General features: G+C 70.7%; 23 protein-coding genes and 2 tRNA genes. 16 read left to right on the top strand and 9 right to left on the bottom strand.

Features of this window, described 5'->3' with window-relative positions:
- Positions 1-34: 34 nt before the first annotated feature.
- Complete coding sequence (locus tag ACUKCB_RS14240; RefSeq protein WP_191272853.1) at positions 35-472, bottom strand: acyl-CoA thioesterase; 438 nt, start codon at positions 470-472, stop codon at positions 35-37.
- 197 nt (positions 473-669) lie between these two features.
- Positions 670-2,763 (bottom strand): prolyl oligopeptidase family serine peptidase, encoded by a 2,094-nt coding sequence (locus ACUKCB_RS14235; protein ID WP_473036080.1) that lies wholly within the window; start codon positions 2,761-2,763, stop codon positions 670-672.
- Between the two features lie 381 nt (positions 2,764-3,144).
- Here ACUKCB_RS14235 and ACUKCB_RS14230 point away from each other — a divergent pair, with 381 nt between their 5' ends.
- On the top strand, positions 3,145-3,645 hold the full coding sequence (locus ACUKCB_RS14230) for an HNH endonuclease (protein ID WP_191273684.1): 501 nt from the start codon (positions 3,145-3,147) through the stop codon (positions 3,643-3,645).
- A 129-nt stretch (positions 3,646-3,774) separates the two neighbouring features.
- A complete protein-coding gene (locus ACUKCB_RS14225) occupies positions 3,775-3,981 on the top strand; it encodes an FmdB family zinc ribbon protein (RefSeq protein WP_473036079.1) in 207 nt (68 codons plus the stop codon).
- Between the two features lie 11 nt (positions 3,982-3,992).
- Here ACUKCB_RS14225 and ilvD read toward each other — a convergent pair whose 3' ends face one another.
- Both ilvD and ACUKCB_RS14215 read right to left on the bottom strand, forming a co-directional pair.
- Positions 3,993-5,855, bottom strand: a complete 1,863-nt coding sequence (gene ilvD, locus ACUKCB_RS14220) for a dihydroxy-acid dehydratase (RefSeq protein ID WP_473036078.1) — start codon at positions 5,853-5,855, stop codon at positions 3,993-3,995.
- 238 nt (positions 5,856-6,093) lie between these two features.
- Positions 6,094-6,879, bottom strand: coding sequence for a nuclease-related domain-containing protein (locus ACUKCB_RS14215; RefSeq protein WP_473041008.1), 786 nt, complete (start codon positions 6,877-6,879; stop codon positions 6,094-6,096).
- Positions 6,880-7,090: 211 nt separating this feature from the next.
- On the opposite strand from ACUKCB_RS14215, the gene ACUKCB_RS14210 reads away from it, so the two are divergent.
- Positions 7,091-8,527: an amidase gene (locus ACUKCB_RS14210; RefSeq protein ID WP_473036077.1), complete on the top strand. Its 1,437-nt coding sequence runs from the start codon at positions 7,091-7,093 to the stop codon at positions 8,525-8,527.
- On the opposite strand, the gene ACUKCB_RS14205 is transcribed toward ACUKCB_RS14210, so the two are convergent.
- Positions 8,427-9,761, bottom strand: a complete 1,335-nt coding sequence (locus ACUKCB_RS14205) for an MFS transporter (RefSeq protein ID WP_473036076.1) — start codon at positions 9,759-9,761, stop codon at positions 8,427-8,429. The two genes, ACUKCB_RS14210 and ACUKCB_RS14205, sit on opposite strands and share 101 nt — an antisense overlap.
- Before the next feature lie 199 nt (positions 9,762-9,960).
- Between ACUKCB_RS14205 and malQ the strand changes: the two genes are divergently transcribed.
- Positions 9,961-11,994, top strand: coding sequence for a 4-alpha-glucanotransferase (gene malQ / locus ACUKCB_RS14200; protein WP_473036075.1), 2,034 nt, complete (start codon positions 9,961-9,963; stop codon positions 11,992-11,994).
- A 70-nt stretch (positions 11,995-12,064) separates the two neighbouring features.
- On the opposite strand, the gene pepN is transcribed toward malQ, so the two are convergent.
- Entirely contained in the window at positions 12,065-14,608 is a 2,544-nt protein-coding gene (pepN, locus tag ACUKCB_RS14195; RefSeq protein ID WP_473036074.1) for an aminopeptidase N, read from the bottom strand.
- 238 nt (positions 14,609-14,846) lie between these two features.
- Between pepN and ACUKCB_RS14190 the strand changes: the two genes are divergently transcribed.
- The 10 genes from ACUKCB_RS14190 (at position 14,847) to ACUKCB_RS14145 (ending at position 23,179) form a co-directional block, all read left to right on the top strand.
- Positions 14,847-15,482 carry a mycothiol-dependent nitroreductase Rv2466c family protein gene (locus ACUKCB_RS14190; protein WP_473036073.1) on the top strand — a complete coding sequence of 212 codons (636 nt, stop codon included), beginning with the start codon at positions 14,847-14,849 and terminating at the stop codon, positions 15,480-15,482.
- An 82-nt stretch (positions 15,483-15,564) separates the two neighbouring features.
- Entirely contained in the window at positions 15,565-15,720 is a 156-nt protein-coding gene (locus tag ACUKCB_RS14185; protein ID WP_191272872.1) for a hypothetical protein, read from the top strand.
- Positions 15,721-15,857: 137 nt separating this feature from the next.
- Positions 15,858-17,279 carry an aldehyde dehydrogenase family protein gene (locus ACUKCB_RS14180; RefSeq protein WP_473036071.1) on the top strand — a complete coding sequence of 474 codons (1,422 nt, stop codon included), beginning with the start codon at positions 15,858-15,860 and terminating at the stop codon, positions 17,277-17,279.
- A 126-nt stretch (positions 17,280-17,405) separates the two neighbouring features.
- Positions 17,406-17,552: a hypothetical protein gene (locus tag ACUKCB_RS14175; RefSeq protein WP_191272876.1), complete on the top strand. Its 147-nt coding sequence runs from the start codon at positions 17,406-17,408 to the stop codon at positions 17,550-17,552.
- Between the two features lie 88 nt (positions 17,553-17,640).
- Positions 17,641-18,108 carry a ribose-5-phosphate isomerase gene (locus tag ACUKCB_RS14170; protein WP_191272878.1) on the top strand — a complete coding sequence of 156 codons (468 nt, stop codon included), beginning with the start codon at positions 17,641-17,643 and terminating at the stop codon, positions 18,106-18,108.
- Positions 18,109-18,496: 388 nt separating this feature from the next.
- Positions 18,497-19,600: a PP2C family protein-serine/threonine phosphatase gene (locus ACUKCB_RS14165; protein WP_473036069.1), complete on the top strand. Its 1,104-nt coding sequence runs from the start codon at positions 18,497-18,499 to the stop codon at positions 19,598-19,600.
- 273 nt (positions 19,601-19,873) lie between these two features.
- Positions 19,874-21,214 carry a magnesium transporter gene (gene mgtE / locus ACUKCB_RS14160; protein WP_473036068.1) on the top strand — a complete coding sequence of 447 codons (1,341 nt, stop codon included), beginning with the start codon at positions 19,874-19,876 and terminating at the stop codon, positions 21,212-21,214.
- 179 nt (positions 21,215-21,393) lie between these two features.
- Positions 21,394-21,606, top strand: coding sequence for an Rv0909 family putative TA system antitoxin (locus ACUKCB_RS14155; protein WP_473036067.1), 213 nt, complete (start codon positions 21,394-21,396; stop codon positions 21,604-21,606).
- A 52-nt stretch (positions 21,607-21,658) separates the two neighbouring features.
- On the top strand, positions 21,659-22,519 hold the full coding sequence (locus ACUKCB_RS14150) for a M23 family metallopeptidase (protein WP_473036066.1): 861 nt from the start codon (positions 21,659-21,661) through the stop codon (positions 22,517-22,519).
- 123 nt (positions 22,520-22,642) lie between these two features.
- Positions 22,643-23,179: a (2Fe-2S) ferredoxin domain-containing protein gene (locus ACUKCB_RS14145; protein WP_473041007.1), complete on the top strand. Its 537-nt coding sequence runs from the start codon at positions 22,643-22,645 to the stop codon at positions 23,177-23,179.
- Between the two features lie 64 nt (positions 23,180-23,243).
- Here the strand turns inward: ACUKCB_RS14145 and ACUKCB_RS14140 are convergent, their stop codons facing one another.
- The gene (locus tag ACUKCB_RS14140) at positions 23,244-25,106 is read right to left on the bottom strand and encodes an ABC transporter ATP-binding protein (protein ID WP_473041006.1); all 1,863 of its coding nucleotides are present in this window, start codon (positions 25,104-25,106) and stop codon (positions 23,244-23,246) included.
- 123 nt (positions 25,107-25,229) lie between these two features.
- A complete protein-coding gene (locus tag ACUKCB_RS14135; protein WP_473036065.1) occupies positions 25,230-25,733 on the bottom strand; it encodes an adenylyltransferase/cytidyltransferase family protein in 504 nt (167 codons plus the stop codon).
- 221 nt (positions 25,734-25,954) lie between these two features.
- On the opposite strand from ACUKCB_RS14135, the gene ACUKCB_RS14130 reads away from it, so the two are divergent.
- Entirely contained in the window at positions 25,955-26,218 is a 264-nt protein-coding gene (locus ACUKCB_RS14130) for a hypothetical protein (RefSeq protein WP_473036064.1), read from the top strand.
- A 114-nt stretch (positions 26,219-26,332) separates the two neighbouring features.
- Here the strand turns inward: ACUKCB_RS14130 and ACUKCB_RS14125 are convergent.
- Positions 26,333-26,406 (bottom strand) — tRNA-Gly (locus tag ACUKCB_RS14125).
- 117 nt (positions 26,407-26,523) lie between these two features.
- Between ACUKCB_RS14125 and ACUKCB_RS14120 the strand changes: the two genes are divergently transcribed.
- Positions 26,524-26,598: transfer RNA gene (locus tag ACUKCB_RS14120), tRNA-Pro, on the top strand.
- Positions 26,599-26,805: the final 207 nt, after the last annotated feature.

The following is a 26,805-nucleotide window of genomic DNA, read 5'->3' as shown; positions in this document are numbered from 1 at the left end:
CCTCCAAGACGCCGTCCGGGGTGTCCGCGGGCCGTCAGGAGTACTTGTTCAGGAGCGCGCGCTCGGCGTCGTTGAGGCGTCGGGCGCTCTGCGTCGCCACGTCGAAGCCGACCAGCACCGTCCTGGCGCGCAGGTAGACCCGCTCGTCGTCGAGGATCTCGTAGGCCATGCTGAAACTGGCGTTGCGCACCTCGGTCACCCACAGCTCCACGCGCACCGGGTCGGTGCGGGGCAGCAGCGGGGCGACGTAGTCGGCCTCCTGGCGGGCCACGACCGTGGCGCCGAACGCCTCGGGGTCGTGGCCGCCGACCCCGAAGTTCAGGAAGCCGACGCGGGCGTCCTCCAGGTAGGTGAGCATCCGGACGTTGTTGACGTGCTGCTGCGGGTCAAGGTCGGCGTAGCGCACCTGGGCCAGGTGTACGTACCGCTGGGGCTCGGCGCTGGTGGGGCTCTCGGCCTCGATCTGTGTCACGTCCTGGGTCCTCTCCCGATGTTCTCCCGGATGGTCCTCCCCGGGTCGGGCGTATCCCGTGCCTCACACGCTTGTCGTGACGCACGGGACACGCCTGTGGTCTCCTTCGATTGTCCCAAAGACACCTCGCGGGAACCCCTGCAGGGGATGTCCGGTTCCTGTGTCCTTGCTCTCTCCGAGAGGAGTCCGGGCCCTGGTCAGGGGACCGAAAGACCCAGGTGGTGGGCGAGGAAGGCGAGCTGTTCGGAGGTCAGGGCGACGCTCCGGCTCACCGAACGGGAGCTGTGTCCGACCTCGGCCTCCCGGCGGATGAGCACCGGGTGTTCTCCGATCGGCGCCGAGGTGGCGTGCTGCATCCAGGCGCACAGCTTGCGGGCGTGCATCGGGTCGACCCGGGTGTCGTTGTCGAACACGGTGAACAGGGTGGCCGGGTAACGGGTGCCCGAACGCACGTTGTGGTAAGGGGAGTAGCCCAGCAGCCAGCCCAGCTGCTCGGGGTCCTCGGCGCTGCCGTACTCCACGTTCCACAGCTGGCCCAGGCCGAACCGCTCGTACCGCACCATGTCGAGCAGGGGCGCGGAGCACACCGCGGCGGTGAACAGGTCCGGTCGCTGGGTGACCATGGTGCCCACCAGCAGTCCGCCGTTGCTGCCGCCCATGACCGCGAGCCGTTCCGCGCTGGTGATCCCGCTGGAGATCAGGTGTTCGGCCGCCGCGGCGCAGTCGTCGAAGACGTTCTGCTTGTTGCCGAGCATGCCGCCCCGGTGCCACTCCTCCCCCTCCTCCAGCCCGCCGCGCAGGTTGGCGACGGCGTACACGCCCCCGGCGCGCACCCAGGCCAGGATCGCGGCGGAGTATCCCGGGGTGAGGGAGATCTGGAAACCGCCATAACCGTAGAGAACGGTCGGGAGGGGACCGTCCGCGGGTTCGGCCGGGGAGACCACCAGCATGCGTACGGTGGTGCCGTCCTTCGAGCTGAAGGCGACCTGTTCGGTGCGTACCCCGGGCAGGTCGATCTCGCCCGGCGGTTCGGCCCACCGCGTCACCTCTGCGCTCCGGGCGTCGTAGTGGTACACGGACGAGGGGTGGGTGTTGTCGGTGTAGCCGAACCACGCCTCGTGCCCGCCCTCGGGGCGGGTGCTGAGCCCGTTGAGACTGCCCAGGCCGGGCATCGCGAGTGTGCCCAGGCGCTCGCCGGAACCCGCGTCGTGCCTGCTGATCTCGCTGATCGCGTGCCGGCTCCAGGCCACGAGCAGCTCGGGGGAGTCGAGTTCCTCCCCGTCGAGCAGGGCGTGGCCCTCCAGGACCGCTTCGGGGTCCTCCGCGACCAGAGTGCTCCAGTTCTCGTAGCCGGGGGCGGTCGGGTCGGTGACGCACAGGCGCCCGCGGGGGGCGTCGCGGTCGGTGAACAGGTACAGGCGGCCGTCAAGGCCCACCTCGGGGCGCAGGTCGTGTTCCACGTCCTCCTGGATGGTCACCAGGCGGGGACTCTCCAACGGCCCCTCCGCCAGGTCGGCGATCCAGGCGTTGGTGGCCGAGGAGGTCCCCTTCACGGAGGTGAGCAGGAGCCAGCGCCCGTCCCTGCTCACGGAGACCCCGAAGTACTCGGTCTTGTCCCTGCCCGCACCGAAGATCAGGGCGTCCTGGTCCGCGGGGGTGCCCAGGCGGTGCAGGTAGACCCTGCGGTGGTAGGAGGTCTCGTCCTCGGGCACCTCGTCCTCGGGCAGGCGGCGCACGTAGTAGAAGGCCGAGCTGTCGGGCAGCCACGCCACGGGGCTGTAGCGGGTGCGGTCGATGGGGTCGTCGACGAGCTCGCCGGAGTCCACGTCGATGACGCGCAGGAGTGATTCCTCGTCGCCGCCCTCGGAGAGCTGGTAGGCGAGCAGCCGGCCGTCCGGTGAGGGCCGCCAGGCGTCCAGGGTGGTCAGGCCGGAGGGGTCGAGCGCCCCGGGGTCGATCAGGGCGCGTTCGGGGCCCCCGCCGTCCCGGACGTGGAGCACCGCGTGCTCCTGGCCGGGGTTGCGGCGACTGAGGAAGCGGCGCTCGCCGCGCCAGAGGGGTACCCCGACGTGCCCGGCGCCCATCAGCGAACGCACCTGGTCGGCGAACCAGTCGCGGGTCTCGTAAGCGCTGGAGAGTTGGTTGTACAGGGTGTCCTGGGCGGCGGACCACTCCTTGGTCTCGGTGGAGTCGGCGTCCTCCAGCCACCGGTAGGGGTCACGGACCGTGTGGCCGTGCAGGGTTTCGTCGATGTCCAGCCGGGTGGCCGGGGGATAGCGGAGTTCACGCATGCTTCGCACCCTATCCACCGTTATCTCACTGTGTGTGTTCGGCGCGGCGACAACGTGAATCCGGGTTTGTCGGACGCACAATGGGTCTCGGAAAGCGACAACGCGCGTTTTCCGGGTGGCCCGGACCAAATTGGGGTGGCGCCCGAGTGGTCCGACCAAGCAAACTGAATGCGGGACGCAACTCGGCGGGAACCACCGGGAGGTCCGTGTGGCAAGGCGTAAGAGGACACCGATCATCGGATCGGTGCACAGGGAGGTTTCCTGGCTGGCCGAACGGCTGGCCGGGGAGGAGACACGGCGGTCGGACACGGCCGTTGGGGCGACGCTGTGAGCGCCCGACGCAGCCGGGAGGGTGGTCCACCAGGTACCGCCCGCCGCCACGTGCTGCTGCTCAACGCCAGTTTTGAACCGCTCACGACGCTGCCCCTGCGCAGGGCGATTCTGCTCGTTCTGCGCGAGAAGGCGGAAGTCGTCCACGATGACGGAGCGGGGGCGGTGCTGCACTCGGCGACACGTTCCTACGACGTGCCGTCGGTGATCAGGCTCAGGCGCTACATCAGCGTCCCGTACAGCCGAAGGGTGCCCCTCACCCGGGTGGCGCTCATGCGGCGGGACAGGCACATCTGCGGTTACTGCGGGAGGAAGGCCGAGACGATCGACCACGTCGTCCCGCGCAGCCGCGGCGGTGCCCACGTGTGGGAGAACGTGGTCGCGGCCTGCAAGCCGTGTAACCACCGGAAGGCGGACAAGTTCCTGGACGAGATCGGCTGGGAGCTGCACATCACCCCCAAGGTGCCCAAGGGCCCCCACTGGCGGTTGATCAACGGTGACCTGCACGGCGACCCTCAGTGGGAGCCGTACATGGCACATCTGGCCGCATAGCGGCCGCAAGGGTCGGAACCGGGCGTCCCACCCGGCCCAGACAGCGCCCTCGAAAGCGCCGAACCCCTCTCGGCGGCTCTCGGGGGCGCCCCCCTGTCCGGGGCCGGAACGGGGACCTATCCTTGGCCCATGCCCAGATACGACTTCCGCTGCCGCGAGTGCGGCGACACCTTCGAGCTCTCCCGCCCCATGGCGGATTCCGACGTCCCCGCGGACTGCCCCCGGGGCCACGGTGACACCGTCCGGCTGCTGTCCACCGTGGCCGTGGGCGGACGCGCTGCCGCCCCCGCGCCCTCCGGTGGTGGAGGCTGCTGCGGGGGCGGCTGCTGTTCCTGAGGCTGTCGGCCCTAATTCTCGATCTGGCTGACGTCGCGCGCCGCGCCGGTCGAGGCCGAGGTGGCCATCGCCGCGTAGGCGCGCAGCGCGGCGGTCACCGGCCGCTGGCGGTCGCGCGGCCGGAACCGGCCCAGCTCCTTGAGCAGGCGTTCCCGGCGGGCGTCCAGCTCCTCCGCTGAGACCTCCAGCACGAGGCCCCGGTTCGGGATGTCGATGCTGATGGTGTCGCCGTCCTCGACCAGGGCGATGTCGCCGCCCGCGGCCGCCTCGGGTGAGGCGTGGCCGATGGAGAGCCCCGAGGTGCCGCCGGAGAAGCGCCCGTCGGTGATCAGCGCGCACGCCTTGCCGAGTCCGCGGCCCTTGAGGAAGCTCGTCGGGTACAGCATCTCCTGCATACCGGGGCCGCCCTTGGGGCCCTCGTAGCGGATGACGACCACGTCACCGGGTTCGATCTGCTTGTTGAGGATGCCGTCGACGGCATCCTCCTGCGACTCGAACACCTTGGCGGGCCCGGAGAAGGTCCACAGCTCCTCCTCCACCCCGGCGGTCTTGACGATGGCGCCGTCCGGGGCGAGGTTGCCGAACAGGACGGCCAGGCCACCGTCCTTGGTGTAGGCGTGCTCCACCGAACGGATGCAGCCCTTCTCCCGGTCCTCGTCCAGCGTGTCCCAGCGGACGCTCTGTGAGTAGGCCTTGGTGGTGCGCCTGCCGCCGGGGGCGGCGTGGAAGAGCTCCACGGCCTCGGGCAGCACGGTGTCCGAGGCGATGTCCCACTCGCCGATGAACTCTCCGATGGTCTTGCCGTGCACGGTCGGCAGCGAGGTGTCGAGCAGGCCGCCGCGGGCCAGTGCGCCCAGGATGGCGGGGATGCCGCCGGCCCGGTGCACGTCCTCGATGTGGTACTTCTCGGTGTTCGGCGCCACCTTGCACAGGCACGGAACGCGCCGGGAGACCTCGTCGATCTCGGGGAGCCCGAAGTCCACCCCGGCCTCGGTGGCGGTGGCCAGCAGGTGCAGGATCGTGTTGGTGGAACCGCCCATGGCCACGTCCAGGGCCATGGCGTTGCCGAAGGCGGCCGGGGTGGCGATGGACAGCGGCAGCACCGAGGAGTCGTCGTCCTCGTAGTAGCGCTTGGCTGCCTCCACGACCCGGCGTCCGGCGTCCTCGTACAGGGCCCTGCGGGCGGTGTGCGTGGCCAGGACCGTGCCGTTGCCGGGCAGGGCCAGGCCCATGGCCTCGGTGAGGCAGTTCATCGAGTTGGCGGTGAACATGCCCGAGCAGGAACCGCAGGTCGGGCAGGCGTTCTCCTCCATCTCGTCCAGTTCGGCCTGGGAGACGCTCTCGTCGGCCGCGGCGATCATGGGGTTGATCAGGTCGAGCTTGCGGACCGTGGTGGCGGTGCCGTCGACCACCGTGACCTTCCCGGCCTCCATGGGGCCGCCGGAGACGAACACGGTGGGGATGTTGAGGCGCATCGCCGCGAGCAGCATGCCCGGGGTGATCTTGTCGCAGTTGGACACGCACACCAGGGCGTCGGCGCAGTGCGCGTTGACCATGTATTCGAGGGAGTCGGCGATGAGCTCGCGGCTGGGCAGCGAGTACAGCATGCCCCCGTGGCCCATCGCGATGCCGTCGTCGACGGCGATGGAGTTGAACTCGCGGGGGACGCCGCCGGCCTCGCGGATGGCGTTCGCGACGACTTCGGCGACCTCGCGCAGGTGCACGTGTCCGGGCACGAACTCGGTGAAGCTGTTGGCCACGGCCACGATGGGCTTGCCGAAGTCCTCCCGCTCCACGCCGGTGGCGCGCATGAGGGCGCGCGCGCCTGCCATGTTCCTGCCGTGGGTGACCGTGCGTGAGCGTAGGGCGGGCATGGGGCTAGCTCCCATCGTTACGGGTGTTTCCCCTTGATGGTAGTCCCCTCGGGGAACAGCTTCGGTCTCGCCCCGAAAGACGGGTGTTCCGAATGTTGAGATGGGCTGGTTCGGGGTGCCCGTTTCGGTGCTGGTGGGACCCGGTGCGGCCGGTCCTGGCGGGGCCCGCATACGGCTGGGGCCCGGGAGGCCACGGCGGTGTGGCCTCCCGGGCCCGGGCGGGAGGGTCGAGGCGGCGTCAGTGGCGGGGTGGCAGGGCTTTCTTCGCGGCCTGGTAGATCTCCTCGATCTCCGTTTCGCTCAGGCGGTCGCGCCCGCTGCGCAACCACTTGCGGACCTTGGTTCCGGTGATGATGTCCACGCCCCGCAGCCGGTGGCTGTCCCAGGGCATGCCCGGACCGTAGATGGCCAGGGAGGCGCGCACCGAGATGTCCCGGCCGAGCTCCTTGCTGATGAGCTCCTCCGCGCGCTTGGCCTCCTCCAGGGCCTCGTCGATCCGTTCGTTCTTGCTGAACCGGCCGTGGTAGAGCTTCTCCAGCTTGTTGCGCAGCGGGAGACGCTTGTCCCAGGACTCCGAGTCGATGGCGAACGCGCCGCGCCGACCCACGATGAAGTGGTCGATCTGGCCGTTGCCACCGGGCACGGCGCGTGCGTGAAGCACGCGGTAACCGAGCTGCTTCATGAGTTTGAGCTGGGCCTCGGTGCGGCGCTGTGCCGCCGAGGGCTTGCGCCAGCGGGGGATCTCGGACTCACGCCGGGATCTCCACACCATCACCGAGACCAGGGTGAGGAGTCCGAAGGTGAAGCCGATCCTCCAGTCGCCGGTGAGCATGCCGAAGGCGCCCGCGGCCGCCGCCGCGACCAGGCCCCTGACGATCCACTTGCGCGCGGCCTCGTTGGACTTCAGGGCCCCGTAGAGGGCCCTGGGGTTCGAGGTGCCGGATTCCTTGCGCTGGTTGGGGAAGAAGAGGGATTCGGGTCGTTCGGGCTTCGACCCTTCGGACGATGGGCTACGACCGTTCACTCTGGTTGCCGATTCCACGACGGACAGGTTAGTTCGATCCATATCCGAGTCCTAGTGCATTACTTCTCACACTTTTCTTCCCTTGTGCCCCGGTGTCCCTACGTGTTGTGGACGGCAGGGCGGGGAAGGATTGACCTTTGGCCACCTCTCTGGAGATGTCTCGTCTCACCGCCGTGGTGCCCGTTGGCCTACCCGGTTAATCTCGGGTGCCATGACCCGAATCCACGACCTTCCCGTGCACCGACTCGCGGCGTTGGTCCGCAGTCGTGAACTGTCGCCTGTTGAGATCGCTGAGCACTATCTGGAGCGAATTCGGCGGCTTGGCGAACGTTACGGTGCCTACGTTACGGTCACTGAGGAATTGGCCTTGGAACAGGCCCGAAATGCGGAAAAGCGGGTGTTGAGCGACACGCCGGACGCATTGCCGCCCCTTCTCGGCGTCCCCCTGCCCGTCAAGGACCTGGACACCCTCGCCGGTGTCCGCACCACCTTCGGCTCACGTGCCGTCCCCGGCCTCCCGGCCCCCGCGGACTCCGCCGTGGTCGCCCAACTGCGCGCCGCCGGCGTTGTCTTCCTCGGCAAGACCAACACCCCCGAGTTCGGTGCGACCTGCTACACCGAGAACGAGGTCGCGCCGCCCAGCCGCAACCCCTGGGACACCGACCTCTCCCCGGGCGGGTCCAGCGGTGGCGCCGCCGCGGCGGTGGCTGCCGGGCTCGCGCCCGCGGCCCAGGCCAGCGACGGCGGCGGATCCATCCGCATCCCCGCCAGCGCCTGTGGCCTGTTCGGACTCAAACCCACCCGGGGCCGCATCTCCGGCGGCCCCGCCCAGGTCGATCTGACGGGCCTGTCCACGGCGGGCCCCCTCACCCGGACGGTCCTGGACGCGGCCCTCCTCCTGGACGTCATGGCGGTCAACCTGCCCGGCGACCCCTACACCGCCCCGCCGCTGCCGCCCGGCCGGACCTTCGCCGACCACGCCCGCCGCGAACCGGGAAGACTGCGCATCGGACGCTACGCCGACACCGGCTCCGCCGGCGTTCCCGTACACCCCGACGTGCTCGCCGCCCACGAGGAGGCCACCCGAACGCTCCTGGACCTGGGCCACGAGGTCGAGGAGATGGAGAACCCCGCCGACACCGCCTTCGGGGGGACCTTCGCCGAGGACTTCCGGTACCTGTGGGCGGCCACCGCCTCGGTCACCCCCGTCGCCCCCGCGCGCGAGGGCGAACTGACCCCGATCTACCGGTGGCTGCGCGAAAGCGCCCGCGCCACCCCGCTCCCCGAGTACCTCGCGGCCTGCGCCCGGCTCCTGCGCGGCACACGCGCGATGCTGACGGCCACGGCGCGCTTCGACGCCGTGCTCACCCCCACCCTGGCCCGCCCCCCGGTGCCGGTCGGACACTTCACCTCGGGCGGCCCCGCGGACGAGTTCCGGCTCATGACCGAGTTCACCCCGTTCACCTCGCTCTACAACGTGTCCGGGCAGCCCTCGGTGAACGTCCCGCTGCACTGGTCGCGCAGTGGGCTGCCGATCGGTGTGATGCTCACTGGTCCGAGGGGTGGGGAGGGGACCCTGTTGTCCCTGTCGGCCCAGCTGGAGCGGGCCCGTCCATGGGCGCACCGGGTTCCCGAGGGGTGGCACTGACCGGAGCCGGAGCGGCCGGACGGGGCAGGAACAGGCTCAGTACGGCGGCCAGCAGGATCAGTCCGGTCGCGCCCAGTACCCCGCCCGCGATCCCGTGGGTGTCCACCAGGGCTCCTGCCACCGGACCGGCGAGCCCGCTTCCGGCCCCCATCGCCGTGGCCATCCACCCGAACGCCTCCGCGCGCCGGTGGGAGGGCGCGGTCTCGCCCAGCCGTCCCATCACGGCGGCCAGGGTGGGCGCTATCGCCAGCCCCGACACGAAGAGCAGCGGGGTGATCAGCAGGGGCGTGGACAGGTGGGTGACCGGTGGGACGAACGGAACCAGCACCGCGATCCCCAGCGCCGCCGCGAAGGCCCGCAGCCGGAGCCTGGGTGCGCCCTTCACCGTGCCGGCGACCGCACCCCCGACCAGGGAGCCCAGGGCCCACACCGAGGCCAGCGCCATCACGTACTGGGGCGCGTCCAGCTCGTTGGCCCAGGCGACGATCACCAGGTCCATGTTGACCACGCCGGAGACGATGAGCATGCACATCACGAACACCAGGCACAGCGCCGGGTGGAGCAGCAGGCTGCGGCCGGGACGGGCACCGGCGCCCCGGCCCCCGTCGGTGGAACCACCGTCCCCCTCGGCCTCCCGCGGGGCCGGGCCGGTCACCCCCGCCCGGCGCAGTGACAGCGCGAACCCCACCGCGCCCATCAGCCCCAGCACACCCAAGAGCAACAGGGCCCAGCGCGCTCCCGCCATCGCCACGACGCCGGCGGTCAGGATCGGGGAGAAGACGAACAGCAGTTCCTGGGTGGTGGCCTCGGCCGCGTAGACGGCCTGCCGCTCCGGGCCGCTGGTCAGTCGCGGCCACAGCGCGCGCACGATCTGGTTGGCCGGGGTGCCGAAGAGCCCGGTACCCAGGGCCAGGGGCACCGACAGCCACCACACGGACGCGGGCAGCAGCGCCAGGGTCGTCAGACCGACGGTGAACACCACCCCGCACACCAGCACCAGCCGGTCGCTGTTGCCGCGGTCCGCCATCCGCCCGCGCAGCGGCCCGACCAGGGCTATGCCCAGGGTGAAGGCACCGGCGACCAGACCGGCCAGCGTGTAGGAGCCCGTCCAGCCCTGCACCAGGAAGGTGACCGCGATCATCAGCCCCGGGGTGTAGAACCGGGCCGCCAGGGACCAGCTCAACAGGGACAGGACGTGGGGAACGGCGAAGAGCCGCCGGTAGTTCGCGAGCACGACACCGATTATGCAGTTCGTCCACGACATCCGCGACGGGATGAGCACCCCGTACTGCCCGAACCCGAGACGGTAACGAAAAGTCGTGGGAAAGGGGAGGTCCATGGGGAACACAGAAACAGGGACGACAGGATCTTCTGCCCCCACACCGGGCCGTCCTCCGGTGTACACGGGCCCCTGTGGGGCATGATCGGTTTCTGTGAGGGACGTTCAGCTGGCCCGGGTGGCCGAGCAGCACGGGGTCGCGACCACGTACGAGGACTGGCGGGGACGACAGGTGCCCGTCAGTCCGGACACGATTCGCCATGTCCTGTCCGCTCTGGGGGTGGATCCCCGGGACTCCGGCCAGGGGCCGGGGCGCGGCCCGCTGCCGCCCGCGGTGGTGGTTCGCGAGGGCAAGGCGCCCGACCTGGTGCTGCCGGAGGGGGCCCGCAGCACCGTGGAGACCGCCGACGGTTCCCTGCTGCCGTTCGACCCGGGGTTGCCGCTGGGGACGCACACCCTGCGGGTGACCGACAACGGGGCCGAACACGACGCCCCGCTCCTGGTGGTCCCCGACCGGATCGACCCCACCGCGCTGCGGGAGAACCCGCGCCTGTGGGGTCTGATGGCACAGGTCTACAGCGTGCGTTCCCGTGCCTCCTGGGGGACCGGGGACCTGCGCGACCTCTCCGAGCTCGCCGACTGGAGCGCCCGCGACCTCGGGGCGGACTTCACCCTCGTCAACCCGGTACACGCCACCGAACCGCTGGTGCCCGTCGAACCCTCCCCCTACCTGCCGGTCAGCCGCCGCTACGCGAGCCCGCTCTACATCCGGGTGGAGGACGTGCCCGAGTACGCACGCCTGGACCCCGCGCAGCGCGAGGGGGTGCAGCGCCTGGCACGGCCGCTGCGAGAACGCGGCCGCACCGCCGACCTGCTCGACCGGGACGCCGTCTGGGAGGCCAAGCGCACCGCACTGGAGATCCTCTTCCAGGTGCCCCGCGCCCCGGGCCGGGAGGAGGCGCTCCGTCGCTACCAGGAACACGAGGGCCAGCCCCTGGTCGAGTTCGCGACGTGGTCGGCGCTGGCGGAGGAGTACGGGTCCGACTTCCGTGCCTGGCCCGCGCACCTGCGCGACGTCGGTTCGCTCGCGGTGGGCCGGGAGGCCCTGAGGCTGTGGCCGCGGGTGGAGTTCCACCGCTGGCTCCAGTGGATCCTCGACGAACAGCTCGCCCAGGCACAGGGCAGCGCCCTCGACAGCGGGATGCGCCTCGGGATCGTGCACGACCTCGCGATCGGTGTGCAGGCGGGTGGCGCGGACGCGTGGATGTACGGCGACGCGCTCGTCCCCGGACTGCACGTGGGAGCCCCGCCGGACGAGTTCAACCAGCTCGGCCAGGACTGGGGGCAGCCGCCCTGGAACCCGACCCGTCTGGCCCAGCTCGGGTACGGGCCCTTCCACCAGATCCTCTCCCAGAGCCTGCGCCACGCGGGCGGCCTGCGGATGGACCACGTCATGGGCATGTTCCGGTTGTGGTGCGTACCCGAGGGCGCCTCCGCCGACCAGGGGACCTACCTGCGCTTCGACCACGAGGGCATGGTCGGCACCCTGGCGCTGGCGGCCCACCGGGCCGACGCGGTGGTCATCGGGGAGGACCTGGGGACCGTCGAGCCGTGGGTCCGCGACCACCTGGCGGACCGGGGCGTCCTCGGTACGTCCGTGCTGTGGTTCGAGAACGACGAGGAGGGGAGGCCGCGCCACCCCGACCGGTGGCGCCGGGACTGCCTGGCCACCGTGGCCACGCACGACCTCCCGCCGGTCGCCTCCTACCTGTCCGCCGAGCACGTCGAACTGCGTGACCGGCTGGGACTGCTCGACCGGCCCGCCGCGGAGGAACTGGCGGACTCCGAGGCCCGGGTGGACCAGTGGTGCGCGCTGCTGGTGTACCTGGGGTTCCTCGAGGAGGACGCCGACCCGGTCGGCGATCCGGCCGCCGTGGTCGCGGCGATGCACGCCTACCTCGCGGCGACACCGGCCCGGATGCTCGGGGTGGCGCTCACCGACGTGGTGGGGGAGCGGCGTATGCAGAACCAGCCGGGGACCAGCACCGAATACCCGAACTGGCGGATCCCGCTCACCAGCAGCGAGGGCGAGCCGGTCCTGGTCGACGAACTCCTGGCCGACCCGCGGATGGTCGCCCGGATCCGCCGCGCCCTGGGCCCGCTCGGCAACCACTACCGGGAACTCTAGGCCGGGCGCACGGCGGCCCCGGGGAGAGCACCCCGGGGCCGCGGCGGAGCAGTACCGTCAGTCGCTCGCGTCAGCCCTTCCGACCGGCGGCGATGTCGGTGGCGCGGGCGCGCAGGGCGCGCTCGACCCCGGCCCGGCCCTCGATCAGCAGGCGGTGCAGCGCCGGGGCGGGGGCGTTGTCGGCGATGTAGGAGTCGGTGCGCTCCAGTGTCGCCTCCTCGACCAGCTGGCTCGGGTAGACCACCTCGGCGAAGGTCTGCGCGAACTCACCGGTCCACTTCTCCCAGGCCGGGGCGAGCTGGTCGAAGTACCGCTCCACGTAGGGGCGGTACAGCTCGGCCTGGCGCGGCTCGGTGAAGCCCAGCAGGGTGGCGCGGAACTCGGCGTTGGCCAGGTCCCCGCCCACGATCCGCTCCCAGGCGGCCTCCTTGGCCTCGGCCGTGGGGATGGCGGCCCTGGCGCCCGCGGCGTTGCGCTGGCCGGTGGCGGTCGGGTCGGACTCCAGTTCGGCGGCGATCTCCGCCTCGCCCGCCTCACCCGCGGCCACCAGACGGCGCAGCAGGGTCCAGCGCAGGTCGGTGTCGACCGTCAGACCGTCCACGGTGATGGCGCCGTCCAGCAGCCCGCGCAGCAGCGACAGGTGCGCGTCGCTCACGGCGGCGTCCGCCAGCGCGTTGACGTAGGCCAGCTGGAGGTCGCTGCCGGGCTCGGCCGCGGAGAGCAGCTCGCGCAGGCGGTCGGCCAGCAGCTCGAACCCGAACGGGCGCCACGCCGGGTCGGCGTAGTTGTACAGCGCCCCCGAAGCCTGGCGGAGCAGGGTCTGGGCGACCGTGACGTCGTTCACCCCGCCGATCCCGGAGATCACCAGGGCGACGTAGTCACGGGCGGCCATCTCGCCGTCCCGGGTCATGTCCCAGGCGGCGCTGAAGGCCAGCGCGCGGGGCAGGGACTCGCGGATCTCACCGGCACCCTCCACCACGGTGCGCAGGGAGCGCTCGTCCAGGCGGATCTTGGTGAAGGTGAGGTCGTCGTCGTTGATGAGCACCAGGTCCGGCTGGGCCCTGCCGACCAGTTCGGGCACCTCGGTACGCTCACCGCTGACGTCCAGCTCCACGCGCTCGCGGCGCACGATGCCGTCCGCGGTGCGGTCGTACAGGCCCACGGCCAGACGGTGCGAGCGCAGCGTCGGGTGTTCCGGGGCGGCCTCCTGCAGGACCGCGAAGGACGTGAGGTTCCCGTCCGCGTCGACCTCGAAGTCCGGCCGCATGGTGTTGACGCCGGTGGTCTCCAGCCACTCGCGCGACCAGCCGGACAGGTCGCGCCCGGAGGCGGCCTCCAGGTGCTTGAGCAGGTCCTTCAGCTCGGTGTTGCCGAACGCGTTCTCCTTGAAGTAGGCGCGCACACCCGCGAAGAACGCGTCCACACCCACGTACGCGGCCAACTGCTTGAGCACCGAGGCGCCCTTGGCGTAGGTGATGCCGTCGAAGTTGACCTCGACCGCCTGGATGTCGACCATGTCGGCGGCGATCGGGTGCGTGGAGGGCAGCTGGTCCTGGCGCAGCGCCCAGGCCTTCTCCACGTTGGCGAACGTCGTCCAGGCGTCGGACCACTTGGTGGCGTTGACCTGGCAGTAGACGCTGGCGTAGGTCGCGAACGACTCGTTCAGCCACAGGTCGTCCCACCAGCGCATGGTGACCAGGTCGCCGAACCACATGTGCGCCATCTCGTGCAGGATGGTTTCGGCGCGGCGCTCGTAGCGGGCGTCGGTGACCCGGGACCGGAAGACGTAGTCCTCCAGGAACGTCACCGCGCCGGCGTTCTCCATCGCGCCCGCGTTGAACTCCGGCACGAAGAGCTGGTCGTACTTGCCGAACGGGTAGCGCAGGTCGAACAGGCCGTGGAAGAAGTCGAAGCCCTGCTTGGTGACCTCGAACAGGGCCTCGGAGTCCAGGTGCTCGGCGAGCGAGGCCCGGCAGTACAGGCCCAGCGGGATGCCGTCGTGCTCGTCGCGGACCACGTGGTACGGCCCGGCGATCAGCGCGGTGATGTAGGTCGACATCACCTGGGTGGCGGGGAAGTGCCAGCGGACCCGCTCCTCGCCCGCGGCCTCGCGCTCCACGTCGGGTGCGCTGTTGGAGACCACCTCCCACGACGGGGGCGCGTACACGGTCAGCTCGAAGACGGACTTCAGGTCGGGCTGGTCGAAGCACGTGAACATGCGGTGCGCGTCGGCCGTCTCGAACTGGCTGTACAGGTACACCGACCCGTCGACCGGGTCCACGAACCGGTGCAGGCCCTCGCCGGTGCGCATGTAGGCGGCGTCGGCGACCACCGTCAGCTCGTTCTCGGCCGCCAGGTCCGGCAGGGTGAGCCGCTCACCGTCGAACAGCTCCGCCGCGTCCAGCTCGCGCCCGTTCAGCACGGCGCTCCGGATCCTCGGCGCGGCCAGGTCGACGAAGGTCCGTGCGCCCGGCTCAGTGCTGGAGAAACGCACCACGGTGGTGGACCGGAAGGTCTCGTCCCCGGTGGTCAGGTCCAGCTCCACGGCGTAGGAGTCGACGCTGAGAATGCGCGCCCTCTCCCGAGCCTCGTCCCGTGTCAGGTTCCCTGCCACGCCACGCTCCCTCCACGGCCGCCGTCATCGCCGGCCGGAAATCGTTGCCGACCGCGGCGAGCCTGCCGCCTGGGGTGGGCGTCGTCGGGCCGGAGGTCGTTGTCATCCGGGATCGATCCTGCCACGCACACGAGCGGAATGTGCAACCGATGGGCGTGGTTGGTGACCTACGGCGAGAAGTTCTCGGCCGTCCCGGGTCCGGCCCCGGGGCTTCGACCGTCCCAGACGAGGAGCAGCGATGACCCAGTCCCCCGAACAGACGGGCGACCAGGAGACCATCCACGCGGACATGTGGTTCGACCCCGCCTGCCCGTGGGCGTGGATCACCTCCCGGTGGCTGCTGGAGGTGGAGCAGGTCCGGCCGGTGCGTGTGCGCTGGCGGGTGATGAGCCTCGGGGTGCTCAACGAGGGCCGCGACCTGCCCCAGGAGTACCGGGACTCGATCGACCGCTCCTGGGGCGCGGTGCGCGTGTGCGTCGCCGCCGAGCAGCGTTTCGGACCGGACGTTCTCGGCGACCTGTACACCGCCCTGGGCACCCGCTTCCACAACAACGGTGAACCGCGCACCGCGGAGACGGTCCACGCCGCGCTGGCCGACGCCGGCCTGCCCGCCGACCTGGCCGACGCCGCGGACTCCACCGAATACGATGAGGCCCTGCGCGCCTCGCACGGCGAGGCGATGAAGCTGGTCGGTGAGGACGTCGGCACACCGGTCGTCCAGGTCGAGGGCGTCTCGTTCTTCGGCCCGGTGCTCACCCCGATCCCGCGGGGCGAGGACGCCGGGAAGCTCTGGGACGGTGTGCGCCTGGTCGCCGGGACCGACGGGTTCTTCGAGCTCAAGCGCACCCGCACCCGCAACCCCGTCTTCGACTGATCCGCTCCGCGGGGCCCTGCCCCGCGGGACCCGTAACCCCGCAGCCCCTGCGGACACGTAGCTCCACGACCACGGAGGACCCATGCCCGGGCCTGACGGTGACCGCCGCCCCAACTTCCTCGACGACCTCGACCTGCTGCCCGACACCACGAGCGACGAACGCTCCGAGGGCTGGGGCGACGGCGACGAGGACTCCACCGCGCGGCTGATCGCCGACCGCCCCCCGCACTGGGACTGATCCGCACGGGGCGGCCGGACCGGACGCCGCAGGCGCTCCGGGGTGGGTATCCGTGGAACCACGGGTCCCCGTCCCGGCCGCGCCTTCGGGCCTCCCCGCCCTGGCCAACCAGAATCACGTTCTGCGAAAATGGGACCATGCGATCCCTCTACATCGACGGCGCCTGGCGCGACTCCGCCTCCGACGAGGCCCTTGACGTGGTCAACCCGGCTACCGAGCAGGTCATCGACACCGTTCCGGCGGGTGCCACCGCTGACGTCGACGCCGCGGTCGAGGCCGCGGCCGCCGCCCTCCCCGCCTGGTCGGCGCTCACCCCGGGCCAGCGCGTCACCCACCTGACCAAGGCCCTGGAACTGTTCAACGCCCGCATCGGTGACATCGCCGCCGAACTCACCCGGGACATGGGCGCTCCCGCCACCTTCGCCGCCAAGGTGCAGGCCGGGCTGCCCTCGCTCATGTTCCGGACCTACATCGACCTGGTCGAGGAGCACGGGGAGCGCTACTTCACCGGGGAGAAGGTCGGCAACTCCCTCGTGGTGCACGAGCCGATCGGAGTGGTCGGCGCGATCACCCCGTGGAACTACCCGCTGCACCAGATCGTCCTCAAGGTCGTCCCCGCGCTGCTCGCGGGCAACACCGTGGTCCTCAAGCCCAGCGAGGTCGCCCCGCTGAGCGCCTACGCGCTGGCGGAGGTCTTCGACGGGGCCGGCCTGCCCGCGGGCGTGTTCAACCTGGTCTCCGGCACCGGACCGGTGGTGGGCGAGGCGATCGCCGCCCACCCCGGGATCGACATGGTCTCCTTCACCGGTTCCACCCGCGCCGGCACCCGGGTGTCCCAGGTCGCGGCCGAAACGGTCAAGAAGGTCGCCCTGGAGCTGGGCGGCAAGTCGCCCAACCTCATCCTGCCGGGCGCCGACCTGACCAAGGCCGTCAAGCGCGGTGTCGCCGACGTCATGCGCAACACCGGCCAGAGCTGCAACGCGCTCACCCGGATGCTGGTGCACCGCGACTCCTACGCGGAGGCCGTGGAGCTGGCCGCGGCCTCCGCCGCCAAGTACGTCCCGGGCGACCCCGAGGACGAGGGCACCCGGATGGGCCCGCTGGTCTCCGCCGCCCAGTTCGACAAGGTCCGCTCCTACGTGGACCTCGGCGTCTCGGAGGGCGCCCGGCTGGTCACCGGTGGCTCCGAGCCCGTCGAGGGGCTGGAGAAGGGCTTCTACGTCCGTCCGACCGTCTTCGCCGACGTGCGCAACGACATGCGCATCGCCCAGGAGGAGATCTTCGGCCCGGTGCTCGTCCTCATCCCCTACGACACGGTGGAGGAGGCGGTCGAGATCGCCAACGACACCGTCTACGGCCTCAACGCCGCGGTGTGGTCGGGCGACCAGGAGGAGGGGCTGGCGGTCGCCCGCCGCCTGCGGGCCGGCCAGATCGAGCTCAACGGCGGGGCCATGAACCCGCGGGCGCCCTTCGGCGGTTACAAGCGCTCCGGCAACGGCCGTGAGTGGGGTCTGCCCGGCCTGGTCGAGTTCTGCGAGGTCAAGGCCGTGCAGACCTGACCACTGTGGCCGGACTCACGGCCCCCGCGCGCGTTCGGTCGGAATCGGCCCCGGTGACTCGCGCGTTGTGGGGTGTGGAAAAATTCCGACTGGTCATCCCCTGGTCGAACCCAAACGAGGTGTGAGTTGAGCAGCAAGCCCGCGGTCTCCAAGGCAGGTCCCCTCAGTAAGGACCTCAAGTCGATGTTCGTGTACAACCTGGTGGCGATCCTGTCGATGGTCGGCTTCGCCGCGCTCGGTCTGAGCGTCGCGGCCGCCGCGGCCGGTGCCTGACCCACACGGAGAACGCCGCGCCCCCGCCGGTCCACCGACCGGAGGGGGCGCGGCGTCGTCCGTACCCGGGAGCTGTCACACTGGTGACGTGCGTGTTTACCTTGGATCAGATCATGCGGGCTTCGAGCTCAAAGAACACCTCGTCTCCTGGCTGAAGGAGCACGGTCACGAGGTCGTCGACGCCGGCCCGGCCGTCTACGACGCGGTCGACGACTACCCGCCCTTCGTCCTGCGCGCCGCCGAGGGCGTCGCCGGGGACCCGGGTTCCCTGGGGGTGGTGATCGGCGGTTCCGGCAACGGCGAACAGATCGCCGCCAACAAGGTCCGGGGCGTCCGTGCCGCTCTGGCCTGGAGCGAGGACACCGCCAGGCTGGCGCGGGAACACAACGACGCCAACGTGCTCTCCGTCGGCGGTCGGATGCACTCCCTGGAGGAGTCCACCCGGTTCGTCGAACTCTTCCTCACCACCCCGTACAGCGACGAGGAGCGGCACACCCGCCGCATCGCCATGCTCGGCGACTACGAGCAGACCGGCGAGCTCCCCCCGCTTCCGTAACCCCGTCCGTGGTCCCGCACGGGCGCGGGGCCGATCGTCCGCCCCCGTGTGTTCGGCGCGCGGGGGCGCACCCGTACTCGGACCCCGCCCCGTACACCCGGGTTTAGGCGGAACCCAAAACCGGGGTTAAGGGGCGGAACACCGCTGGTTGCACGTGCCACAGCCGCATGCCAACCGCTACAGTTCGTGCACGGCGGCGGGCTGACGTCGTCCGCGACCCAACGGTTTCCGCCCCCCTGAACGGAACCAGCCACCACGATCGGGCGTGCCCCCACAGCGCCACGGCCCGCCGACACGAACCGGCCCCCGACGCGACCGCACCGGTGTGCCGTACGACGACCAGGAGTAACCCCCGCGGCCGAGCGGGCCGAGCGGGCCGAGAGGACCGATGAACTCCACACCGACCGCCAAGACCACCCGGCTGCTGCGCTCCACCGCGCAGCGGCTCATCGCGGTGCTCCGGCGCAAGGTGTTGTTCCGCTACCGGCTCGTCCTGATCACCCTCGTCGTCATCGCGGTGGGGATCGGTGTGGGCGCGGTCTGGGGACCTGCGGGCTGGTTCCCGCCCAGCTCCACCATCCTGACCGTCCTCGCCGGAGGCCTGCTGCTCAAGCGCAAGAGCCTCGCCTTCCTGCTCGGGGTGGTCGCGGCGGTCCTGCTGTTCGTGGCCTTCATGCTCGACTTCGGCCAGGTGGGCCCCGGCCTGCTCGTCACCATCGGTGTCACCGGGGTGCTGTCCTATCTGCTGTCCGGGGTGCGCGAACGCCTCGGCGTGCAGGGGCTGAGCGGCGAGATGATGCTGCTGGACCTGCGTGACCGCCTCCGCGACCAGGGAAACCTGCCCGAGCTCCCCGAGGGGTGGGGGCGTACCGCTGTCCTGCGCCAGGCGGGCGGCTCCTCCTTCGGCGGTGATTTCGTGGTCTCCATCCGCAGGGAGAACCGGCTCGACGTCGCCGTCGTCGACGTCTCCGGCAAGGGCGTGGACGCCGGGACCCGGGCCCTGATGCTCTCCGGTGCCTTCAGCGGGCTGATCGGGGCGGTGCCCGCCGGCGACTTCCTCGCCCACTGCAACGACTACCTGATGCGCAACAGCGGCGGTGAGGGCTTCGTGACCGCCGTGCACCTGAGCGTGGACACCGACACCGGCGCCTACCAGGTCACCTCCGCCGGACACCCGCCCGCGCTGCACTACGACAGCGGCGGCGGGATGTGGAGCACCACCGAGGCCAAGGGCGTGGTCCTGGGCGTCATCCCCGAGATGACCTACACCTCAGTCGAGGGCAAGCTCCGTCCCGGAGACGCGATCATGCTGTGCACCGACGGTCTCATCGAGACGCCGGGGGAGGACCTGGACGCGGGCATCGACCGTCTGCTCGGAACCGCCGACATCCTGGTCACCCAGGGTTTCGCCACCGGTGCGGACGAGGTCGTGGACACGCTCAGCAAGGACAAGAACGACGACTGCGCCCTCGTGGTCCTCTGGCGCACCTGACCCGAACCCGCTCCGCCCCCGCGGGGATGAGCCGCCCCCGCCGCTCCTGGCGGTAGGGTCGACATGTTCCCCGACCCCGGTACGAGGTCTTCGTACCCGTCCCCGGATCGCCGTGCCCGCCCCTCCACGCCCCCCGGGCGCCGGCGCCGCACGGCCCACCACACCAGTGACGAGGGGCCGGACCCGAGCCCCGGGACAGGACCCGGACTTCCCAGATTTCGCGGCCCCGCGGGCGTGCCCGCCGGGCGATGGAGACGCAAGGGGGTGCTTCGCATGGACGGCGAGCGCGCTGAAGAACTCACAGATCTGGTCGAGAACAACGACCTGACCGGGATCAGGCTCTGGTTGGCCGAACACAGGCCCCACGAGATAGCGGACGAACTCTCCCGCATGGTCGGCCGCGAGGCGATCATCCCGTTCCGGCTCCTGGACAAGGACCGCGAGCTGGAGGTCTTCGAGGAGCTCGACCCCGGTCAGCAGCAGGCCATCCTCCTCGGCCTGCGCGGCACCGACTTCCACGAGATCCTCGAGGAGATGGACCCGGACGACCGGGCCCGCCTCATCGGGGAGGCGCCGGCCAAGATCGCCACCCGGGCCCTGGCCGGGCTGAGCCCCGCCGAACGCAAGATGACCGCCGCGCTCCTGGGCTACCCGGAGGACTCGGTCGGCAGGTACATGACCCCCGAGACGGTCATCCTGCACCGGGACCTGACCGTCGGCCGCGCCCTGGAGGTGGTGCGCGCCAAAGGAGCCGACGCCGAGACGATCTACACCCTGCCGGTGGTCAGCGACGGCCGTCGCCTGGTCGGCACCATCACCCTGAGCGACCTCGTGGTCAGCGACGACGACCGCCTCCTCAAGGACCTGGTGGACGTGTTCGCGCCGCGGGTGGGTGCCAGCGAGCCGGTCGAGGACGCCGCCCGACTGATCCAGGAGGCCAACCTGGTCTCCCTCCCGGTGGTGGACTCCGAGGACCGGTTCGTCGGGCTGTTCACCTTCGACGACGCCCTGGAGGTCATCGAGGCGGCCGACTCCGAGGACATGGCCCGCCAGTCCGGTGCCAGCCCGGTCGGTGAGCACTACGTGTCCGTCGGTGTGCTGCGCCTGGTCGGTGCCCGCTCGGTGTGGCTCATGCTGCTCATCGTCGCGGCGACCCTCACCGTCAACGTCATGCAGGTCTACGAGGCCACGCTCGAGCAGGTCACGGCGTTGGCGATGTTCGTGCCGATGCTCATCGGCACCGGCGGGAACGTCGGCGCCCAGTCGGCCACGGCGATCGTGCGCGCCCTCGCGGTCGGCGAGGTCCGGGTGCGTGACCTGCCCTCGGTGATCTGGAAGGAGAGCCGGGTCGGTCTGCTCCTGGGTGTGATGCTCGCCGGGATCGCCCTGGCCATCGGTTCCCTTCTGGTCGGGTTCGACATCGCGATGGTGGTCGCCCTGTCGGTGATCGCGATCTGCACCTGGGCGGCCGTCATCGGCTCGTCGATGCCCCTGCTGGCCCGCAAGGCGGGGGTGGACCCGGCGGTGGTCTCCTCACCGATGGTCGCGACCCTCGTGGACGCCACCGGCCTGCTCATCTACTTCTCCGTGGCCCAGATGGTCCTCGGCCTCTGACCGGACCCGGGCGGCCGAACGGTTCCGCCGGTCCGTTCGGCCGAACGGACCGGCGGATACGGGGCCTCTGGCCGGGTCCGTGCCCGTACGCGAGGTTCCCGACCGGTGACACGCCGCATGGACCCCGGTTGGAGCGGGTATTACGTCAGGAAGCAGGACGGATCTACAGGGGGGATTCCATGTCCGCTAGCGGAGGTATGTTCGACCGGCTGAAGAAGGCCGTCACCGACAACGCCGACAAGGCCGAGGGTGTGGTCGGAAAGGCTGCCAGGGCCGCGAAGAAGGCCACCGGCGGCGCACACGACGACAAGATCGACAAGGGGGCCGGCGCGGCCACGGACTACCTGCGCAAACGCGCCCGGGAGAACGACCGGGACGACAAGGAGTCCTAGCCGGGACGGCAACCGGGGACGCGGGGTGGTCGGGCCGTGTCCACAATGGTGGATGCGCTCCTCCGCTCCGCGTCCCCTTCCCGTCCTTCTCGCCAGGCTCCGTATGCCCCTGATGTGGCTGGCGATGGCCGCTCTCCTGGCCGGGTACCTCGGCCTGTCCTGGTGGGTCGGCGGTGCGTTGTTGCTGGTGGCCCTGGCCGTGCACCTGCGTCTGGGCACTCCGCGCTGCGCCCCGCGAGTCCTGGCGCCGCCGGTGCGCGGCCGATGGATGGCGTTGACCAGCCCCGTGGACAGCGTTCCGAGCCAGGGCACCCACGCCTACGGGCAGACGTACGCGCTCGGACTGGTCGCCGAGGACGGCACCCGCCCCGACATCGCCTGGCGCCCGCTCAGCCGTCCCCCGGGGGACTTTCCGGCCTTCGGCGCCCCCGTGTACGCACCGGCGGACGGGACCGTGGTCCGGGTGCACGACCGCCAACGCGACCACCGCAGCCGCAACTCCTGGCTCTGGCTGTTCGGCACGGTCGTGGAGAACACCCTGCGCGAGTTCCGGGGCCCCTCGGGGCTGATGGGCAACCACGTGGTCATCGACATCGGCGGCGCCCACGTACTCCTGGGCCACCTGCGCCGGGGGTCGGCCGCGGTGGCCCCCGGAGACCGGGTGGTGGCGGGCCAGCCGATCGCCCGATGTGGAAGTTCGGGGGCCTGCACCGAACCGCAGGTCCGGATGCAGCTGATGGATCTGCCGCACCCGCTCTTCGCCGCCGGGTTGCCCGTGGTCTGGGGAAGCGGCTGGAAGGCGGGAACCCAGGACTCCGAAGGCTCCGAGGGCCTGCCGGAGACCTGGCGTCCGATGGAGGTCACCGGCCCCTACGCCGTCCCCGCTGATCAGAGCGGTTCAGCGGGAGACTAACCTGACAGTGAGGTAAGGCGAACCTAACGGGGGTGCGGAGTGGTGAACGCGATCGACGGTGCGCCCTGCAAACTCACGGTCTGCCGGGGCTGCTGCTGCGGGACGAAGAAGAAGGTGCCCGGGGTGGACCACAAGGCCCAGCTCGCCCGGCTCAGCGCGATCGAGGACCACTCCGCCCGCCGCGTCCCGGTCCGTACCAGCAAGTGCCTGGGTATCTGCTTCCAGGCCAACGTCGTCGTGGTCCAACCCTCCCAGGAGGGCCGGGCCGCGGGAGGGCGCCCCGTCTGGCTGGGCCGGATGAGCGAGGACGGGCTCTTGGACGCGGTGGACGACTGGATCTTCGAAGGAGGGCCCGGGATCGCTCCGCTTCCCGCCGTCCTGGAGGGCCACGTGACCTCCAAGGACGCCAAGAAGCCGAAGAAGCGCAAGAAGCCCAAGCACTCCAAGTCCGCGAAGAAGGAGCGCAGGAAGGCCGAGGAGAAGCTGGCCAAGAAGGCCAAGAAGGCCAAGAAGGCCGAGCGGGCTTCCGGGGCGGAGTCGGCCGGAGGCGGCGCCACGAAGGACGGTGGCGAGAAGGCCGAGAAGGACGGCGCCAAGAAGAAGACCAAGAAGGGCAAGAAGGCCAAGAAGGGCAAGGGCAAGGGCAAGAAGGACGGTTAGGGGCGTCAGGGGAGCCCGGGGCGGGACCCCGGGACCCGTTGGGCCCTGCCCGCCCCGCCGCGCGCTAGCGGGACTGTGGCGCGAACTGGGTGCGGTACAGCGCCGTGTACAGGCCCTCCGCGTCCAGCAGCTGCTCGTGCGTACCGCGCTCCAGGATCCGGCCGTCCTCCAGGACCAGGATCTGGTCGGCCTCGCGGACCGTGGCCAGCCGGTGCGCGATCACCAGTGAGGTCCGGCCCTGCAGGGCGACCGCCAGGGCCTCCTGCACCGCCGCCTCGGACCCGGAGTCCAGGTGGGCCGTGGCCTCGTCCAGAACCACGATCGACGGTGCCTTCAGCAGCAGCCGTGCGATCGCCAGACGCTGCTTCTCACCGCCGGAGAGGCGGTACCCGCGGTCACCGACCATCGTGTCGAGCCCGTTCGGGAGCTGCTCCAGGAGCGGCCCCAGGCGCGCCATCCGCAGCACTTGCGCCAACTCCTCGTCGGTCGCGCCCGGCTTGGCGTAGCGCAGGTTGGCGCCCACGGTGTCGTGGAAGAGCTGCGCGTCCTGGGTCACCACGCCCACGGCCTCGCGCAGCGAGTCGCCGGTGGCCCCGCGCAGGTCCAGCCCGCCGATCCGCACCGCCCCCTCGGTCGGGTCGTACAGCCGGGACACCAGATGTGTGAGGGTGGTCTTGCCCGCGCCCGACGGTCCCACCAGGGCCACCATCTGTCCGGGCTCGGCTCGGAAGGAGACCTCGCTCAGCACCTGGGTGTCCTCGGTGCCCTCGGCCTGGGGCGTCAGCTCCAGGGAGGCCACCGAGGTCTCCGCGGAGCCGGGGTAGCGGAAGGACACCCGGTCGAACTCCACGCTCAGCGGGCCCCTCGGCAGCGGCTTCGCGTCCGGGCTCTCCTTGATCTGCGGTTCCAGGTCCAGCACCTCGAAGACCCGGTCGAAGGAGACCAGCGCGGTCATGATCTCCACGTGTACGTTGGACAGGGTGGTCACCGGCCCGTAGAGCCGCGCCAGCAGGGTGGTCAGGGCGACCAGCGTGCCGACCTCGAAGGCGCCGCCGGCGGCCAGCACACCGCCCACGCCGTAGACCATCGCCATGGCCAGCGCCGTGATGGTGGCCAGCATCGTGAACAGCAGGCCACCGATCACGGACTGGCGGACCCCCAGGTCGCGCACGCGCGCCGCCCTGCCGGCGAACCCCCGCGACTCCTCGTCGGGGCGTCCGTACAGCTTGACCAGCATGGCCCCGCCGACATTGAACCGCTCGGTCATCAGTGAGCTCATCGCGGCGTTGTTGTCCATGGCGTCGCGGGAGATGTTGGCGAGCCTGCGGCCCAGCAGCTTCGCGGGGATGATGAACAGTGGCACCAGGGCCAGCGCCAGCAGGGTCACCTGCCAGGACAGCGCCAGCATCGTGATGACCACCGCTACCACACTGATCAGGTTGGACACCACGGACTGCAGCACCGAGGTGATGGCGCGCTGGGCGCCGACCACGTCCGTGTTCAGGCGGCTGATCAGCGAACCGGTCTGGGTGCGGGTGAAGAAGGAGATCGGCATCCGCTGCACGTGGGTGAACACCTGGGTGCGCAGCAGGTAGATGACGCCCTCACCGATCCGGGAGGACAGCCACCGGCCGGTCAGGGTGATGACGCCCTCCAGGAGCGCCAGCACCGCCGCGGCGACCGCCAGCCAGATGACCAGCGAGGTGTTCCCCGGAATGATGCCCCGGTCGATGATGGCCCGCAGCAGCAGCGGGTTGGCCACGACGATGGCCGCGCCCACCGCGGTCACCATCAGGAAGAGCACGATGGATCGCCAGTGCGGTGTCGCGTAGGACAGGACGCGCCCGGTGATCCCCGGGGGCAGTTCCTGCCCACGTGCGCTTCCGTCGTTGACCAGTGCCCTGTAGGAGGGCCTCCCTGACATCATCGGCAGCCTCGTTTCGTACCTCGGTTCGCCACGCATGCGTCAACGCCGGTGCGCGCGCACCGCTTCCCGCCCGAGGGCGGAGGCCGGACCGGGCGCGCCGGATGTGAGGCGCGGCACCCGGGGTCAGAGGGAGTGCGCGAGACGGCCGAGCGCAGCGGTCGTGGAGCGGCCGGGGGTGAAGGGGAGCTCCCAGGCCTGGGCGTCGAGGGCGTCGGCCCCGCGGATCTTGGCCTGGGTGTAGCGGTCACCGGCGGTGAAGGCCAGGGCGGCCGGTGCGAGGGGGCGGAGCAGGTCCGCGTAGGCCGCCCAGTCGGCGACCGAGGGCGGGCCCTCGATGATGAAGGAGCCGGTCACACAGGAGAGGGCGGCGATGGTCTCGGCCCGTTCCGCGTCGGGGTTGACCGGGCGTCCGGGGCCCTTCCAGGCCCGCACGCGTTCGTCGGACTCGATGCCCACGACCAGGGGGAGTCCGCGTTCGGCGATGGAGCGCAGGAAGCGCACGTGCCCGACGTGCAGGACGTCGAAGACACCGGTGACCACGGCTGGGCGCTCCAGTGGCTCCGGCCGCTGGAACCAGAGCGCGCTGAGCGGCTCCGCCATCTCGTGAGTCCCGTCCGTGTCCGTCATCTGGCCCCCGTTTCGCCGAACCCGAGGGGCGCCCGCACCTGATCGAGCCGACGGGGCCGCCCGAAAGGTCAACGTACCCGTTCGAGGCGGGTATTCCGCCTCCGGGGACGTCTGAACCGAACCGTGTTCGTCCGAATGTGTGAGTCCCCTCACCCGGAACCTTCCGGGTCGACGGTGAGTCCCATCACCGAAAGGTTCGCGGAGAAGGGTGGATTCAGCTGATGGCGTGGTCGGTACTGGTCGAGGAGAGCATCAGCTACGGGCAGAACGTGCGCTGGGGGATGGGGCTGATCAGGGGTGAGTACCCCGAACGGGAACAGGCCAGGGCGGCGGCACTGGAGCTGACCGGGAGTTTCACCCCGAAGCACCCCTGGTCCGAGCGTGAGCGCACGGTCTACCGGATCTGTGAGGACTCCTACCTCGTCAACCTGGTCGGCGCCACGACCGAGTTCCACTTCCGGGTGAACGTCGCCGAGCGGCTCTGATTCTTCGGGGTGCCGGGGTTGCCCGCGCCGTGTGGCGCGGGGAGCTCCGGGGGCGATCCCCGGGCAAAGAAACGGAGCGAGCCGCGTGTGCCGTGCACACCAGCTCGCTCCGGGTGGAGCGGGCGACGAGAATCGAACTCGCATGACCAGCTTGGAAGGCTGGGGTTCTACCATTGAACTACGCCCGCGTGGCATCGGAGCCCTTGAGTTTCCTCTAGACTCGTGGAGCCGACGGAGACAAGAGTACAGTCTCCGGGGCGGTGGTCGCACACCCGATTTCGGGAACGTGTGTCCGCGCCGGGCAACGGGGTGTAGCGCAGCTTGGTTAGCGCGCATGCTTTGGGAGCATGAGGCCGCGGGTTCGAATCCCGCCACCCCGACGAAACCACCCACTGGTTGCGCGGCCTTCGGGCCGTGCGCCGTGGCCCCCTGTGTATCTGCCCTAGACTTGGTGCGATCAGCAGGAAACTGTAAGTCCCAGCCCGTCGCAGGGCACCCCAGTAGAACGTGGTCATCACTGGCCCGGGGTGCGCGCGTGCATTCGCCGTTTGTGTGGTGCGCCTGCGGGCCGACGCGGACACCAGCCG

The organism is Nocardiopsis moroccensis, assembly GCF_055763695.1.
Note: the sequence above shows the minus strand (reverse complement) of the source record. Positions and strands in the feature narration are given on the sequence as shown.